This window comes from Candidatus Vicinibacter affinis (genome assembly GCA_016714365.1).
GTDB classification, from domain to species: domain Bacteria; phylum Bacteroidota; class Bacteroidia; order Chitinophagales; family Saprospiraceae; genus Vicinibacter; species Vicinibacter affinis.
Genome location: JADJNH010000007.1, coordinates 677,682 through 695,319, shown reverse-complemented (window position 1 = coordinate 695,319; position 17,638 = coordinate 677,682). Strand labels below are relative to the sequence as shown.

Here is a 17,638-nt window from a genome sequence, read left to right as displayed (position 1 = left end):
GTAACATAATGAGACTGAAATTTAAGTAGCTTTAAACAATGAAGAAAACTTATTCCCTTTTGCTGTTTCTCTTTTTTATCGTTTCCTGCTACGGGCAGGACACAACAAAGACAGTTGGAATTTCTAATATCTCTGACCCAGCAAGTGATATTGTTTCTGCTGCGTTGAAAGATAAAATCGGAAACATTTGGTTTGCAGCTTTAGGTAGAGGGGTGTATCGTTACGATGGAAAATCCTTTACTAATTTCACAGAGAAAGACGGTTTAAATAGCAATGATGTTTCTTGCATTTATGAAGATAGCATGGGCAAACTTTGGTTCGGGACTAATGTTGGGGTCTGTTACTACGATGGAAAAATATTTATTGATTTTCCAATTGCTATAACTGATAGCAGTACTGCTCATTCTCTTAAAGATTATTATTCCCAGTTTCCAAAACAAGTTGGTAGTATTTTGCAGGATAAATCAGGAAACTATTGGTTCATCACATTAAATAACGGTGTTTATCATTACGATGGAAAAACCTTTACTAATTTTTTATCCCATGAAGTCCTTGTTTGCATTTTAGAAGACAAAGCTGGAAACATTTGGGTCGGCTCATGGGCTCATGGAGGAGTGTATCGTTACGATGGAAAATTATTTACACATTTCAATGGACTTAGCGATGATATGATTAAGTGCATTTTAGAAGATAAAAATGGGGACATTTGGTTTGGCACCAGAAACCATGGTGTTGACCATTATGATGGGAAAGTCATAACGAATTTTTCAAAAAAGGATGGCCTGGGCAATAATGATGTCTCATGCATTTTTGAAGATAAAAATGGGAACATTTGGTTCGGCAGCAATTTTACTGGGGTGGGCATTTGTTCTTATAATGGAAAGTCCTTTACCAACGTTACTGCGAAAGAAATTTTAACAGATATAGAAGGTTGGCTATATTCTGTTATGACTATTGCCCAAGATAATGATGGACAACTTTGGTTCGGTTCGAGGGGTGGTTTTATATTCCGTTACGATGGAAAGTCCTTTACCGATTTTTCAGAAAAAGTGTCTAAGCAACAATGAAGATAACAAACGACACACTTCTGAAGACAATTAAATTAAAAGGAGCGATCAACTGTGCAGCCTTCGAGCAAACGAAATCCGAACAGCCAATAGCACGAACGCAAAACATGGTATACACTCAATTGCACTTTTTGGCTTCAATCATTCTCTTTTATTTTTTTTCGGTTAATAAAAATATAGTTCTTACTTTTGGCTAATCGCCGTGGGTGCGATTACGTGTATACCAAATCCGTTATGCTTCATGCTTTGGAGACACAGTATATTCAAACTGACAGTAAGAAATAAAATGTAATAAAGCCGGGGATGCTGAAAACCAAATAGAGTAGGCGAAATTAAAATGGAAAATATATGATAACTTCAATCTTTCTTTGGTCTGTTGTGCTGCTTTATAGTTTCCATTTCGCCGGACATTTACATAATATTGTTGCGAATGTTGCCAATTGGTCTTCGGGAACAGTCGAAGACATGAACAGATACAGTAACTTTTTTCATAAGGGAAATAACACGCATTTTTTTGCACCTGTAATTTTTGCATCTATAATTGCCTGTTCCATCACCCTAATTCTTGTTTGGGATAAAAATGGACTAACTCGTAGTCTTGTTGCGGTTGACCTGATTATTGCAATATTCGTTTTGATTTCTGTTGTTACATTTTTTCGCCCAATGAATGTTTATTTTGAATCGAAACAATATGAATCGACCAAGCTAAAATTGCTTGTTGACAAATGGATTTTGTTTAATAGAATTCGCGTCGTAATTATACTTGGAGGGTTAATTATTTCAATATGGGCATTAAGCTCTTATCAATCCGTCCTAAAATGAAATCAAATTGATCAACAAGCGTTTGAGAACACTTGCACGAAAGCATAACAGCACCTACCAGCGATTGGCGGTTTCGTGTTTTATTGATGATTTGTGCTGGAAGAAAATTAAGTGCTATTATTGAAAAGTAGTGCCAGAAGTCGCCAACTGCTGGTAGCCGCAAAACGTTAGCACTCATTTTAACGCTCCGAATAAACAATAATGCTAACTCAAAAATTCAAACAATGAAAAAACTTCTTCTCTCTATTTCGCTTATAATAATTGCAGCGTGCAATGTATCCTTTGCTCAATCAAAAATTAAAGCAATCAAAGCAGGAAAAGTGATTGATGTTTTAAGTGGAACAGTTCTGACCAATCAAATAATATTGATTGACAGCAATATGATTATTACAATTGGAAGCAGTATAGAAATTCCAAAAAATGCAGAAATCATAGACCTTAGTAATGCTACAGTATTACCCGGATTAATTGATTGCCATACTCATTTGACGTTTCAGCCGGGTGATAATTATTACGAAGATATTTTCAGAAAAACCCCTATTGATTATGCCATGCTTGCTCCCACTTATGCAAAGCGCACATTACATGCAGGTTTCACAATGGTGCGCGATGTGGGTGCCGACCAACTTATGGATATTTCGATGCGCAATGCAATTAACAGAGGCGATATTGAAGGTCCACGCATGTTAGTGTCCACATTTGCACTTGGCGCAACTGGTGGTCATGCTGATTTAACGGGCTTTAATCCAAACATTGATTGGAAGTATAATAAAGATTTTACTGGTGTTGCTGATGGTGAGAGTGAAATCCGCAAGCGCGTTCGCAACAATGTTAAATGGGGTGCTGACTGGATAAAAGTAAGTGCAACAGCAGGCGTGTTAAGCGAAGAAGAAAGTGCTGGCGCTCCACAATATTCTCTTGACGAATTGAAAGTGATTGTGGAAGAAGCACATCGCTGGGGCAGAAACGTTGCTGCACATGCTCATGGTACTGAGGGCATCAAGCTGGCAATACAGGCAGGTGTTACTAGCATCGAGCATGGAAGTTTAATTGATGAAGATGGAATTCGCATGATGAAGGAAAAAGGAGTGTGGTTAGTGGCTGATATATACAATGATGATTACATTCTTGCAGAGTTTTCAAAAAAGGGATATCCTCAAAAAGTAATTGATAAAGAAAAACTGATTGGTCGTTTGCAGCGCGAAAATTTTCAGAAAGCTGTTAAAGAAGGAGTTAAAATTGCTTATGGGACAGATGCAGGAGTTTACCCGCATGGATGGAATGGCAAGCAATTTTACTACATGGTAAAGTTTGGATTAACCCCAATACAGGCTATACAATCAGCAACAATTAATGCAGCTGACTTACTTAACTGGAAAGAACGAACAGGTTCCATAACCAAAGGAAAACTTGCCGACATAATTGCTGTTGAAAGCAATCCACTTGATGACATCACCAAACTTGAACATGTAAAGTTTGTTATGAAGGATGGAATAGTTTACAAAAACGAAATCAAGAAATGACCTTGTGATTGAATAAACATTTGTATGAACTTAGAAAGAACAGTTCCGAATGGACAGCAAAACGGCTGATAACAGCGGGTTTAAGAAATTGGCGGTGACGTTCTTAAATGAACATTTGTTCTTCGAATCAAGAGCATTGTTACCAGACAGTTTAATGCTCCGAAATCGCCAACTTCTTAAACCCACAAAACGTTATGCATCATTCAAATAATAACCACTGAAAAAAGTTGGCAAAAATAAATCTTAACAAAAAACAATTTAAATGAAAATTGGAAAAGAAATCAGAAAAATATTTTCAGGCGTAATTGCATTTGCAGTATTTATTTCAACTTTCGCTACAAATATTTGCAATGCACAAGTGGCAACCATTACTGTGAACAATGTAAATACAAATGTAATGACGAACACTAAATTGTTATTTGGATTAACTTTTGATTCAAGAACAAGTTTAATGGGAAATATTACCACTGGACTAATTGGATATTATGACTCAAGTGGAGTTGTTATTCCACAAGTAGATTCTATTTTCAATGATTTCCCTATGAGTACACTGCGATATCCTGGGAATGGCATTGGGGTAGGTTTTAATTGGAAAAAATCTATAGGTCCAGTTTATCTAAGACCCAATCAAAACTTAATGGGAACACAAGGTTCTCCTCAGCCTGTTAAATTTGGTTTCGATGAATTTATGGCTATGACAGCGGCAAAAGGTGTCCCCCCTTCTGAAATACAAATAATGGTTCCTATTTATGACTCAATAGCGACAGGACTTACTTTAGCACAATCAAGTGCGGTGGTGCCAAATGTTATTAGTCATAATGCCGACTGGGTTGAATACTGTAATGCGCCCAATGACTCCAATATTAGTAATCCTGGAGGTGGAATAGATTGGGCTGAAATTAGAGCTGCCAATGGACATCCAACACCTTATGGTATTAAAATATGGAATATTGGAAATGAGCCGTGGGCTTCAGGTGAGTATGGTGGTACCGCAGCCGGTTGTAAAGCCTATTTGGCAATTGCTACACCAATTATTGACGCAATGTTGGCAATAGACCCTACTATAAAAATAACGATGCCTGCCAACGGAAATCCCACTCCAGGAAATTGGTCGTATGCACTCATTAACTCAACACTTGCACAACAGGGGAAAATATACTCACTTTCGCAACACTTTTTTGGTGATGAAAATCCAGCAACTCCTTCACCGAGTATTTTAGCATTAAACACACAACTTAATAGCTTAATTTCTGCTGCTGCCGCAAAAAATATAAAAGTTTTTATTGGTGATTACGCACATCGAATTCCTGAAAATCCAAACGCAGCACAAAAAGATTCAGCTATGCAATGGTTAGGCGCAAATCTAGAGGCTGACTTTTTGGTTCTGCTTTCGCAAAAATCAACAATTGAAAGAGCCAATTTTTGGGTCTATGGTAATGCTACAGCCACATGGCATCCCATTCGAAAAAATACAGCAGGAAATTATAGTATACTGCCTGCGGCAGAAATATATAAACTATTATTCCCAGCATTCTTAGATAATTCATTTCAGGTAACGAGCACATCTCCTCTAGCAAGTGATGGAATTTCGGGGAGTTATTCTGTTCGTTCAAACGCATTCATATCTGATGACTTGAATTATCTAAATATTGTGGCAGTAAATAGAGATAGAAATAACACAGTGCCTTTACAAACGATTGGGTTAACTGGTTATACTTTGAACAATCAAAGACTACTCTCTGCTACGTCAAATACTTCGGAAACAATAATTGAAACAACTGCAACAACTGATGTTTCAGGTAATTTTGTTATGCCACCTATGAGTGTTTTAATTTTGGAATATGCCGATGCTACCGTTGGAATTAATAAAATAGATTTTAATAATTCAACTATCCAATTATATCCAAATCCAACAGATAATGTGTTGACATTTTCGGAAACGCTTGAAAACATAGAGGTTTATAATTCTTATGGGCAATTAGTAATAAATAGAATTGATAGTACCAACTATATTTTAGTTGCCCATCTAACCACAGGAATTTATTTTGTAAAGTCAGATAAAGGTGTTATGAAATTTATAGTAAAGGATTGATGAAAAAAATAGTTAATACAAAAATGCACGAATACATAACAAAGGCTATATGTAATAAAGGTTTCTGTGGTGATTCAAACGTTCTCACCCGCTTAAACATCGGTGTCAGTGGACAGGAAAGCAGCCCGCAGTCCCTTACTGCACATAGCCTCAACCGTTAGTAGGTGAGGCGGCAAAACTATATTAACTATCTAAATAACGCTACTTATATAGAGTGAGACAATAAAGACAGATATATAATACTCGCAGCCGTCATTAATTTGAAGCAAATGAACAATATAATTTTATCGTTATTATTACTATTAGTAGGACAGCCCTTTCTATTTGCCCAAAAGATAAATTATGAAAAACTTAAAATGCTACTTGAATTTTGTAATTCTTCAAAAGCAGATGAAATTATTATAAGCGCTGAAGGGAATATAATATCTCACTGGAAAAGAATGGACTTTTCTAATCTTCAAATAGACTCCAATCTTCTATCCAATTGCTATTCACCTTACATGGGAACTGCCTCAATGGTAAAATCCTGGACTGGTTTACTAATAGGAATTTTGATAGACAAAAACTACATAGAAAATGTCAATGATAATGTATGTAAATATTTACCAGATTGGCAATTAGGTTGTCAAAATAATATTACAATTAAACATTTATTAACTATGACCGGGGGTTTTAGAAGACTTGGTGCTAGAGGAATATTAGCGCAATCAGACATGAATAAATTTGCGTTAACATTAAAGCCTGATACGCTTCCAGATATAAAATTTTCGTATTCCAATGAATCTGTTCAATTACTTGGAATACTTGCCGAACGAGTTACTAAACTAAAAGGAGATGAAATATTTAATAAATATTTAATTAAACCTTTAGAAATGGATTCAACCAGCTTTTCTAAAGATTCAGTCGGCAATACTATTTTCTTTGGCGGTTGCACCACTACAGTAATAAATGCATATAAAGTTGGGCAATTAATGCTAAATAAGGGTAAGTGGAAAGGTAAACAAATCGTTTCAGAGCATTGGGTGAAAGAATCAACTACAACGAGCCGATTAGCTCCTTATTATGGATACCTCTGGTGGATAGATAAAAACTCAAAACACTGGAACTATGCTGCCACAGGAGATTTGGGACAAATGACCATTGTTTTTCCTGAATTAAATATAGTGTTTATCAGAAAACAATCATGCGATTTATCTCAATCAAGTGTGAATATGAGTTGGATGGGACCAAAATTTCTAGAGCTCATCCAAGGAATCATTGACGAATAATCTAATTTCTAAGACAACTATAGTATATAACAATCCGCCCTACGTACAACAAGGGTTTTGCGCCAGGCGGGGTGACGTAAAAACTTGGAGCTTGTGGTACTATTCAAGTGTGGTGCTGGTTGACGGGTGATGCTCCGAAACCCGCCCGAACGCAAAGCCCGAAACCGTTGGTGGCAATTAATACGAACTGAATGAATAATCTACCTTATTCCATACCGACAATCATTTTATGTGCGATAGGATATTATTTCTCATGGCGACTTTACTCAAAGGACAACTTTGCAATAGCTATCTTCCTACTGATAGTTTGCGGACTTGCGCTTCGGATTTACACTTCCTCTGACTTTTTCTTGCACACTTGGGACGAAAGGTACCATGCACTTGTAGCTAAGAATCTTATTCATCATCCATTGACACCGACACTTTACGACAATCCGATTCTTCCATACGATTACAAGAACTGGACATCCAATCATATATGGGTTCATAAACAACCGTTACCACTTTGGACAATGGCTGCAAGCATGTGGCTGTTTGGTGTTAATGAAATTGCGTTGCGACTTCCTTCAATCATCCTCACGACAATAGGAATTTGGCTTTCCTTTTTTATTGGCAGTTATTTCTTCAATAAAAAAGTCGGCTACCTGACAGCTTTCTTTTTTTCCATCAATGGTTTGATAATAGAATTAACGGGGGGCAGAGTAGCAACAGACCACATTGATATTTTCTTTTTGTTCTTCGTGGAGTTAGCAATTGTTTTCAGCATCCTATTCGCACAGGAACAGAAAGCGGTTTTCAATATTCTTGCTGGAGTTAGCATTGGTGCTGCAATTTTATCCAAGTGGCTACCTGCATTAATTGTTGTTCCAATTTGGCTTTTGATTGTAATGGACTCAGGAAAATTTAAACCCAAAGAAATCCTTCTTCAGTTAATCGTTTTGCTGACAACTTGCATTTTGATTTTTCTTCCCTGGCAACTTTACATTTACAAAGCATTTCCTGTTGAAGCAACTTGGGAAGCCAGTTTCAATTTCAAACACATCACCGAAGTTCTTGAAGAAAGAACGGGAACTTTTTATTATTTCATTGACAGAATCAGAATAAATTATGGAGAGTTGATTTATCTGCCATTGATTTGGTTTCTATGGATGTCATTGAAAAACATTAAAGACAAGAAACGATTAGCAATTTCTATTTGGGTTTTAGTTCCGCTTCTGTTTTTCTCAATCGCAAAAACGAAAATGCAAGCATATATTCTTTTCATTTCCCCTGCACTATTTCTAATGAATGCCGAATTTTTCTTTATGCTATGTGCTTACAAGAAGAACCACAACTTTAAATGGCTTTTCAATTTGCTTCTATTTTTGTTAATTGCATTACCCATTCGCTACATGATTGAAAGAGTAAAACCATTTGAGCAAAGCAACAGAAGCCCTGATTGGTCAATTGAATTGCGAAAACTCAACGACAGAAAAATATATAATGGTGTGTTGTTCAACTACGACAAACCGATTGAAGCAATGTTTTATACCAACCTCACAGCTTATCCAAATATTCCTGACAGGAATAAAATTACCGACTTGATAGCAGAGGGATACACAGTAATAATTAATGACGATGGAAAACTACCTAAAGAAATCAAAACAATTAAAGGCATCTTGATTGAAAGATTTAACTGCCGCTAACAAGGGCTTAAAAGAAATGGCGGGTGAAGTGGTAAATTAAAGATTTGTGCTCCTAATAATCGGTTGTAGTAGGTTGACAGTTCGTGCTTCGATCCGCCGCAGCAAACGCCCAATGCGCTAAGGCCCAATTCTTAACGCCAATGATAGCACACTTACGGACTCATGCCTAAAGGATGACATGCTTGACCATGTTTTTAGGGAATACGGATACTAAAAATGACTTTTTTGTAAATATTTTTTTAAATTTACCTTCGTTTAAAAAGTAAATTGTTTATTATCTACTTTCAAATAAAACGTCCATGCAAAAGAACTTGAAAATCATTTTTACTCTCTTGCCTGTTTACCTTTCAATAGGTAGTTGTAATAATTCAGACGACAAAGACCCTTGTTCATTAACTGTTGAATTAAAGAGTAGTATTCATTCATCAACATTTGATGTTACATATGAAGCTGTGGTTTCTGGTGGCCTGCCTCCATACGAGTTTAAGTGGACTGGAGGTGATGATCTCGCTAATTTTGATGATTCTTGGCGAATTGCTGGAATTTATGATAAAATTTCTGTGATTGTCATTGATGCCCTGGGCTGTGAAGCCTTTGATTCTTATTTGCCTTTATCAAATTGCGGGATAGGCGATTCTGTTATTGATCCTGATGGGAACAAATACGGAGTAATTTCCATTGGAACCCAATGTTGGATTGCATCAAATCTGAGGGCAAGCACAGGTATTTCTCAAGTCACTGACAGCGCGTCTTGGATTACAACCACATCACCTGCATGGTGTTATTACAACAACGATCCCGCCAATGTTACTTATGGAAAAATTTACAACTGGTATGCTGTACAACAAGGCAACCTTTGCCCCTCAGGTTGGCGTATTCCTACACAGGCCGACTGGCAAGAATTGGAAAACTTTCTTGGCAACGAACCGGCAGGAAAAATGAAATCAACCACCGGATGGCAAAGCCCCAATACGGGCGCAATCAATAGCAGTAAATTCAACGCAATTCCAGCTGGTTATCGGATTTGGCTATCCAGTCGTTTTGAAGGGTTGGGACAAACTGCAGGATTCTGGTCTGCTACACAAGCCTCAGACTCTACCGCATTCAGCCGTGCGCTAACTTATGATAGTCCCTGGCTTACAAATCTTCCAGTCAAAAAAAGGCATGGCTATTCATGCCGGTGTATTAAAAACTAAGCATTAAAAAAAAATGCTTAATTGATTGAACGGGAGGCAGCATGACGGGATGACATGGGCTTAGCGGAAATTGCGGTTGTAAACTCTATCCATTTTTGAGCGGCTTTACTTGCACACAAATTGTCTGGCGATTTGACCGGGGGTCGATCTGCCGCGGCGGACCGCCACTTCTTTAAGCCCCGAACCGCTAGCAAACATTAAAAAACAGAGAACGTCGAGCATTTAGAAAATTTATTTAAATGAAAGGATTCAAAAGTAAATACTAATAATATCGATATGAGTGGCTACTGGGAATTGATGAAGACTGATTTTAATTGTTTTGTGAGTTACTGCAAAGATTGAGGCTTTTTTTGAGAAGCAAATGAATTTTGGAGAATTAATTAGTTCAAATTCATGACAATTTTATATGAATCACAGGACAATATCTTTTGGATAAATTTTAATTTTCCCAATTTAAATTGCTGATTCGATTTCATTTGTTGAAAGCAAATAGATGTGGAGAAACTAACAATCAAAGTGGATTTTCCGATTCTTTATTAGTTCAAACTTATTAACTAAAAGCAAACAGGTTGAATAAAAGCTTGGACATTTGAAATCATATCGTTTTCAAGAGCTGACCTTGTTCGGAGATAAATTCCGAGACTCAAATGCTTACAACCTTTCTTATTCACATCAAAAATGAACTATCTTTGCAATTTATCCAGAAAAAGGTTTATTTATAAAAATGAAACCAGCTTACTATGATATATTCAATTGAATCACCTGACAAAATTGATGCGAAAGAATCTGATTACTTGTATATAAAGGAATCACAAATACCAGACGCAGGCAAAGGTCTATTCACATCCGTATTAATTTATAAGAATGAAATTATATCAGTTTTCAAGGGTGAAATATTATCGGTAGAAGAAGCGGGCATTAGGGCAAGGAATGGAATGGACAGATATTTTATTAACATGTTGGATGGAACAATTATGGATTCGATGAAAGTAAAATGTTTTGCCAAATACGCAAATGATTCGGAGGGCTTAGTAAAAACAAATTTTAAAATTAATTCTACCATAACTTTGGATGATGATAATAATGTTTGTCTCGTTGCAATTCGCGATATAAATATTGAAGAAGAGATATTCTGTAGTTATGGAAATAAATATTGGAGAAAATTCATAAAGTAACTCATGCCTGATTTCAACGTTATTACTTTAGACAGTGTAAAGATTCCTAAGATAAATATTAGAGTGTTTAGTAAAAACTTTGACTATGCTTCCACATTCATATGAAATATGGAAATTAAATATAAAGAAGCGTTAAATCTACTTATTTATCAAATAATTCTTGTTAAGAATTGACAGTAGTTAAATTAGTGGTTTAATTTAATTGTTACGAAAGAGTTTGATAATATTACTAGGATGACAACATTAAAAAATGAATAAAAACGGTTGCCAACACAAGCCATATGCCATAAGGGTTTTAGAAGGTTGGCGACAATTCGTACTGCATCGTGGTTTGACACCGGGATTGTGAGGCTGCTTCATAATCCCTTACGGCACATGGCGTTGACCGTTAACTGTCATTGTAAAACGGCATCGTAGAAATTAGAAACCTTAAACGAAAATAAAAAATGGACAAAAAAAGCATTGGACAAAAAATTCTTCATTTCCCACTAACTAAAATAATAATTGGACTTTTAGTTTGTGGCGTAATAGTTAGCGTAGGACAATTTTTGGTTGGCAAACTTTTAGACCTAACTGTATTAGACAAGGATATAAAAAATTTAATAGCGGGAATTGTGGTTGCAATTCTTGCAATAGTTTCGTATATATACTTATACACATTTTACGAAAAGAGAGAAATTACAGAATTCACCAAAAATGGAATTATCAAAAGTTTGACAATAGGAATTATTTTAGGTGTTGTGCTTCAATCCCTAACAATTCTTGTGATTTATTTGAAAGGCGGTTATTCAATTGTTACTATAAATCCAATTCTTTTTTTAGTTCCACCTTTGACAATGGCATTTACTTCTGCGATTTTTGAGGAAACTTTAATGAGAGGTATTATATTTAGAATTACTGAGGAGAAATTAGGTAGTTATTTTGGACTAATAATTTCAGCCGTAATATTTGGTGCAATGCACCTTGCCAATCCTAATAGTTCAATGACAGCGGCTATTGGACTTGCAATTCAAGCAGGACTTTTACTTGCATCTGCATATATTTATGCACGAAATTTATGGTTTCCAATTGCTATTCATTTTGCGTGGAATTTTACACAATCTGCAATATTCGGAGCAAATGTTTCAGGAAATACAATTTCAAAAACATTGGTAACTTCAAAAATAGAAGGTGCTGAATGGTTTACAGGTGGACAGTTTGGACCAGAGGGTTCAATTCAAGCGACAACTTTCTGTTTCATAGCGACAGTTATTCTCTTAATTTTAAGTCACAAAGAAGGGAAAATCATAAGTCCATATTGGAAGAAATAATATTGAATAAAAACAACGAACAGCTAACATCGGTTTGGCAATATAGCGACTGAAGTGCTTCTATGAAACATTTTTGTATAGTTCAACATCAGGAATTCTATTGAACTTTTGTACTAAAAATCCGCCACATCGCCAAGCGCCAAATCGATTTCAGGCAACAATTATTCGTCGCCAAAAAGTTCAAGAACTTAAAGCAACACGTTTTTTGTTTCCGTTTTATTGGCCGCAATTGTGAGAACCTTTATACAAAAAAACGGTGCGTCGAATCCGGAGTTTTGTTATCTTGTTGTACATTTGCATACTTCACGCACACAAGTTTGATAGCCACTATTCCAAAACTTTATGACAATCAACAATCTATTTAGAGTGCTCGTTGTTCTTGCACTTTTCTTTCTTTCTTTTTCGGTTACTGTACGTGCACAAGGCAATTGCGAAGCCACAACGTTAGATCAATTTTATGAATGTTATGGTGGGAAGAGTGCGTTTAGTGCTCACTCAGTAAAAGCGTTAACCACGTTTATTCAGGCAGAGGATGCAATAAAGGCGGACAACTACAGTCAGGCAAAGTTATTGATTGATGATTTGTACAAAATATACCCTGTCGGCCATAATGCATGGTGGAACGTGTGGACTGCTCCGAATGGTGCTAATGTAGGCACACCACATGGGTATTATGGCTTGCGAATGATGGAGGATATCATTGCGTATGGGCTCAACCCTAATCCTAATGCTAAGGTAAAAAAAGTTAACATGAATATTGTATTAGTGGGTTGCTCCAAAGGTATTCAGCCAACTACAAAATCCGAATTGCAAAATGGTACGGGAACATTTGTTACTCATTCATTAAACCCTAAGCTTAAAGAAAATAACTACCGGATAATACGGCAGTCCTTGGATTTATTTACCCGATATGTAAAAGCTATAACGAATGGAGCATTGGAATTACAGATAGGATTTATTGAAATTGACACGCTGTGCCTTCCGGTAAAAGTAACCACAACAAAGCCCTATTTAGCGTATGATAATATAGAACCGGTATGGGGAGCATTAACCGACGCAGCCAAAGATAGCACTGATTGGTTTATGATTAATTATCCATCACACGTACCTGATTTTCCGGTGTTTGATGACGAGTCGTTTATTACAGGTGGTATGGGAGCGGACAGTAAAGGCGGTCCGGTGTTTATTGCCGATGATAAGTGGGTAATGCGCAAACCGGCACATCTTGGGAAAGGAAATTACACCGATATAGAAAGAAGAGTTTATTTACCACAATGGCTTCAGCATGAGTTCTTCCACCATCTGTATCGTATTTATCCGGAACTGAAATTAGAAGTAAAGGGACATGATTGGTTTGATAGAAGTTTTTGGCCATCAAACTTTGTTGGACAATTTGAAACAGATTACTATTCAGAGACATTGCATAAGAAACTACAACCTCAATGTACTCCTTTGGCAACCAAACTAATTACCAGAATTGATAACAGTATAAAAAATGAATATACTCGTCTTAGCATGGATGAATTGGTTGGTCCGTATTCATTAGATGTTATCCAGAACACTTGGCACGAAGGAAATATCATTATTGAAAATGGTGAGTACTACTGGAAAAACAAAGCCAATGTTCAATGGCAAGTTACTCCAAGCTTTACGGAAGGCAAACTGAAAACCGGAAATGATTGTCCGTATCCGGGACAGCATTTCTTTTTAGAACTATTCAGGACTGTTGAAGGTGATGTGTACCCGGGAGTTGTTTCTCTAAAATTCGGAGGTGAGTATTACAAAAAAAGATTTGGCTTGATGCGTAATGCAGTTCCTATAGAGATAGCATTAGGTAGGTATGAACGAGTACCAAATACAAGTGTACAGCATACAGGTGCTATGATAAAAACACAGGGCGAAATTGTGTGGAAGAATAGCGCAAGTGACTCCTTAACACTTATTCCAACTGCGAAGGATGAATATCTAACTACTACTCAAAACAGTTCACCTCCAAATGAAAAATTCCAACTGATTAATGTTAATGCCGATTGTGGTGTATTTACCTTAGGTTTTAAATACATGAATTATTATTACTGGAAGCCTAAAAGAGTATTAACTGATGAATCTCCGAAAGTAGTTAAAGCTATTTACGATGTTGAATTAGCCAAAGGGTTTGGAACTCATACTATAAACTTGCCTGAAGTATTTGCAGATAGTAAAGGCGACTCGTTATTGTTGTTTGTAACAAGTAACGATACAACTCTTATCAACGCAAAAATTGAGAATCAAAAACTCATACTTACGGGTAGTAAAGAAGGGCGAACTGCAGTGTATGTTATGGCATTAGATAAAAATGGTGGCTTGGCTGTGGATGAATTTGATGTTCTAGTTAAAAGTACAGTATCAACCGTTGAAACGCTTACTCCAAATTTCAATATCAACGTGTGGCCAAGCATAACCAACGATGTTATACAAGTATCGGGGTTAACAACTAACTGCCTACTTACACTAACTTCTGCAATTAATGGGTATCAAAAGTCCATTCCAATCACAGAAGGTATAGCAACTATTGATGTACGTCACGTGCCGAGCGGTATCTACCTGATAATTGTTACCGATAAAACCACCGGAGAAGTGCAGTGGAGAAAAGTGGCAAAGTACTAAGCCAACATATTATTGATAGTGCTTCTAGTGCAGAGATACAAAGTTTTTTTGATACTGGCGCCTGATAACAGCACATTTGCAAGTTGTATGTCGTCAAAGTAATTTGAACATTTCACTAAGTAGTGTTTCAATTTAAATCAAAGCTAATTCTTTTTGTTTATAGTTATTAATATCATTAGGAAATAATTTTTCATACTCAATTTTTCTATCTCTAATACATTGTAGTTTAATTCTTTGCCTTTCTTTTAAAATGAGGTCTCCACGGCCAAAATACACATCTGCAGGAGTTAAATTTTCTAATGATTCATGATATCTTTCATTGTTATAAGTTTCTACAAATTTTTCTAAAGCTCTTTCCAATTCCTCAGGACAATAATAATTATCAAGTTTTACAACGTTTTTCATTGTCCTATGATAGCGTTCAATTTTACCTTGCGTTTGAGGATGGAATGGTCTTCCATGTATCTGGTCCATATCATAGCTATTTTTCAAATAATCTTTTAAATCAGAAGCTATATAGCAAGAGCCATTATCGGACAATAATTTAGGTCGTTGTTTGGTGACAATTTTAGCTTTTATAATAGCTCTATCAACGGTTCTTTTCACGTCTTCCACTTTCATGCCTTTGCAGAGTTCCCAGTGGACAATATATCTGCTGTAATCATCTAAAACGGTACTCAAGTAATACCAACCCCAGCCTAAGATTTTGAAGTAAGTAAAGTCTGTTTGCCACATCTGATTTACGAAAGCTGTCTTTTTACTAAATTCATCTGCTGCTGTGATAAAAATATGTGCAGGAGCCGTGATCAATCCTCTTTCTTTTAGAATTCTATAAACGCTTGATTCTGACATAAATATTTGTTGTTCGTCAGTAAGTTTAAAAGCAAGTTCCCTGGATGATAAATGAGGAAACTCCAACGCAAGTATGACCACAAGATTTTTTGCTCTTGTGGTATGCTGTTCCATTGCCTTCTGCTAGTGCGTTTACTTGGAGCTAAACCATCCACCCCATGATCTGAATAAGCCTTATACCAGTTATAAAAAGTACTTTTATTAAGCCCAATCTCTCGTAGAGTTTTGTTGACACCAAATTGTGAGCCAACTACAATATTGATTAACTCTTGTTTTTCCGATGCCGTAAATCTCATATACTTATTGAATTTTACAGTTAATCCAGCACGGACAAGCTTTTTTTTACAATATCATATCGGAGCACCAAATCAGCTACCATCTCTTTTAAGCGCTGATTTTCCTTTCTAAGCTCTGTCACTTCATCACTTGTAGCTTCCCTGGTTGTATCACCAGATAATCGCTTCTTTCCAGCTTCCAAGAACTCTTTATTCCACTTATAAAATTGTGGCTCTTGGATAGAATACTTTCGACAAAGTTCTGCTACTGAGGTCTCTGCCCTCAATGCCTCCATAACAATAGTAATCTTCTGTTCTGAGCTGAAGGTCCTTCTAGTTCGCCTACGAATCTCTTTAATGAAGTTTTCTGTGGTTTGTTTCTTTTTTGTTTCCATGGTTTACAAATTTAATTGATCTTGGAAACACTATCTTATTTTTAATTATATTTGGTCCACTTTATGCTGACGATTTACACTGCTAAATCTTTAGCTTTAAAAGCTTTGACACTATCTAATGAAAGTTTAGATCCTTTCCTCAAATGGCGTATATTAAAAGAACTGAGCTCTATTTATGAACATGAGGGTGATTATAAAAATGCATATGCAACATATGCTCAATTCACAAAACTCAGAGATAGTTTATCCAATGATGAAGTCAAATTAGAAATTAATCGCAAAGAAATCCAGTATGAATTTGATAAAAAAGAAGCAACTTTGGTTTTGAAAAAAAAATTACCATTGCACAACTAGAAAAACAAAATATTCTCTCTGAAAAACAACGACAAGATCTAAAAATTAAAGATCAACTCATCATCATAAGTAATGCTAAAAATAAAATAAGCCACCTAGCCTATTTAAAAGAAAAATCAGAAAAAGCAGAAAAGGAAAATCAATTGCAACTTTCAGAAAAAGATAAACAACTTCAGGTTTCTCAATTAAATATTCTAAATAACGAAAAAAAAATACAGCAACAACATTTAGCCAGTCAAAAATCAACCATTGGGTTCTTACTCGCAGGTTTAATTGTGATTCTATTAAGTTCAATTATATATTATCTTTGGTTACAACACCGGCAATCTCAAAAAGAAGCTATCATACAATCCAAATTTACACAACGGCTTTTCGAATCAACTGAAGACGAACGGGGTCGAATCGCCAGAGATCTACATGATGGTTTAAGTCACGAACTGTTAACCCTAAAAAGAACTTTAGCATCAGAAGGAATTAATAAAGATGCAACAACAAAAATCGATCATATCATTAATGATGTTCGTCAAATTAGTCGAAACCTGCATCCTGTTATGTTAGAAAGTTTAGGCTTAAAAATTTGTCTTGATACGCTTTGTGAACAGTATATGAACAGTGGATCCCTATTTATATCCCATGAAATTAATTATAACCAAAACTTATCTAAGTCATCAGAACTGCAAGTATTTAGAATTATTCAAGAAGCCATAACCAATATCATCAAATATGCTAAAGCTGATGCAGCAAAACTTAGCATCGAAACAAATAATAATGTTACGGAAATTTGTATTCAAGATAATGGAATTGGATTTGATGTTAATACTGTTTTGAATAGTGGCAAATCATTCGGATTAATCAGTATTCAACAACGATCTAAAGCAATAGGAGGAATTGCTCAAATAATATCTAATCAAAATGGAACTCTAATAAATATTAACATACCAAATAATATCAATTAAAAAATTTAATCTTAAGAAACTA

Annotated in this window: 12 protein-coding genes and 1 pseudogene; 12 read left to right on the top strand and 1 reads right to left on the bottom strand. The window is 35.8% G+C overall.

Translation table 11 applies throughout. From position 1 onward, the window contains the following. Positions 1-38 precede the first annotated feature (38 nt). The 10 genes from IPJ53_17605 to IPJ53_17560 all read left to right on the top strand — a co-directional run bounded on the left by IPJ53_17605 (position 39) and on the right by IPJ53_17560 (position 14,784). The gene (locus IPJ53_17605; protein ID MBK7800914.1) at positions 39-1,067 is read left to right on the top strand and encodes a hypothetical protein; all 1,029 of its coding nucleotides are present in this window, start codon (positions 39-41) and stop codon (positions 1,065-1,067) included. A 348-nt stretch (positions 1,068-1,415) separates the two neighbouring features. Next, positions 1,416-1,889, top strand: a complete 474-nt coding sequence (locus tag IPJ53_17600; protein ID MBK7800913.1) for a DUF1772 domain-containing protein — start codon at positions 1,416-1,418, stop codon at positions 1,887-1,889. Between the two features lie 224 nt (positions 1,890-2,113). Beyond that, the gene (locus IPJ53_17595) at positions 2,114-3,412 is read left to right on the top strand and encodes an amidohydrolase family protein (protein MBK7800912.1); all 1,299 of its coding nucleotides are present in this window, start codon (positions 2,114-2,116) and stop codon (positions 3,410-3,412) included. Between the two features lie 262 nt (positions 3,413-3,674). After that, positions 3,675-5,504 carry a T9SS type A sorting domain-containing protein gene (locus tag IPJ53_17590; protein ID MBK7800911.1) on the top strand — a complete coding sequence of 610 codons (1,830 nt, stop codon included), beginning with the start codon at positions 3,675-3,677 and terminating at the stop codon, positions 5,502-5,504. A gap of 269 nt (positions 5,505-5,773) precedes the next feature. Beyond that, positions 5,774-6,772, top strand: a complete 999-nt coding sequence (locus tag IPJ53_17585) for a serine hydrolase (protein MBK7800910.1) — start codon at positions 5,774-5,776, stop codon at positions 6,770-6,772. Positions 6,773-6,963: 191 nt separating this feature from the next. Continuing rightward, positions 6,964-8,457, top strand: coding sequence for a glycosyltransferase family 39 protein (locus IPJ53_17580; protein MBK7800909.1), 1,494 nt, complete (start codon positions 6,964-6,966; stop codon positions 8,455-8,457). Between the two features lie 299 nt (positions 8,458-8,756). Then, positions 8,757-9,653 carry a fibrobacter succinogenes major paralogous domain-containing protein gene (locus IPJ53_17575; protein MBK7800908.1) on the top strand — a complete coding sequence of 299 codons (897 nt, stop codon included), beginning with the start codon at positions 8,757-8,759 and terminating at the stop codon, positions 9,651-9,653. Between the two features lie 740 nt (positions 9,654-10,393). Further along, entirely contained in the window at positions 10,394-10,828 is a 435-nt protein-coding gene (locus tag IPJ53_17570; GenBank protein MBK7800907.1) for an SET domain-containing protein, read from the top strand. A gap of 446 nt (positions 10,829-11,274) precedes the next feature. Next, positions 11,275-12,138: a CPBP family intramembrane metalloprotease gene (locus IPJ53_17565; GenBank protein MBK7800906.1), complete on the top strand. Its 864-nt coding sequence runs from the start codon at positions 11,275-11,277 to the stop codon at positions 12,136-12,138. A 342-nt stretch (positions 12,139-12,480) separates the two neighbouring features. Further along, positions 12,481-14,784: a hypothetical protein gene (locus IPJ53_17560; protein MBK7800905.1), complete on the top strand. Its 2,304-nt coding sequence runs from the start codon at positions 12,481-12,483 to the stop codon at positions 14,782-14,784. 132 nt (positions 14,785-14,916) lie between these two features. Here IPJ53_17560 and IPJ53_17555 read toward each other — a convergent pair. Continuing rightward, positions 14,917-16,306, bottom strand: a pseudogene (locus tag IPJ53_17555) (IS3 family transposase). A 63-nt stretch (positions 16,307-16,369) separates the two neighbouring features. Here IPJ53_17555 and IPJ53_17550 point away from each other — a divergent pair. Then, on the top strand, positions 16,370-16,660 hold the full coding sequence (locus IPJ53_17550; protein MBK7800904.1) for a hypothetical protein: 291 nt from the start codon (positions 16,370-16,372) through the stop codon (positions 16,658-16,660). 143 nt (positions 16,661-16,803) lie between these two features. Continuing rightward, positions 16,804-17,616, top strand: a complete 813-nt coding sequence (locus IPJ53_17545) for a hypothetical protein (protein ID MBK7800903.1) — start codon at positions 16,804-16,806, stop codon at positions 17,614-17,616. Positions 17,617-17,638 lie beyond the last annotated feature (22 nt).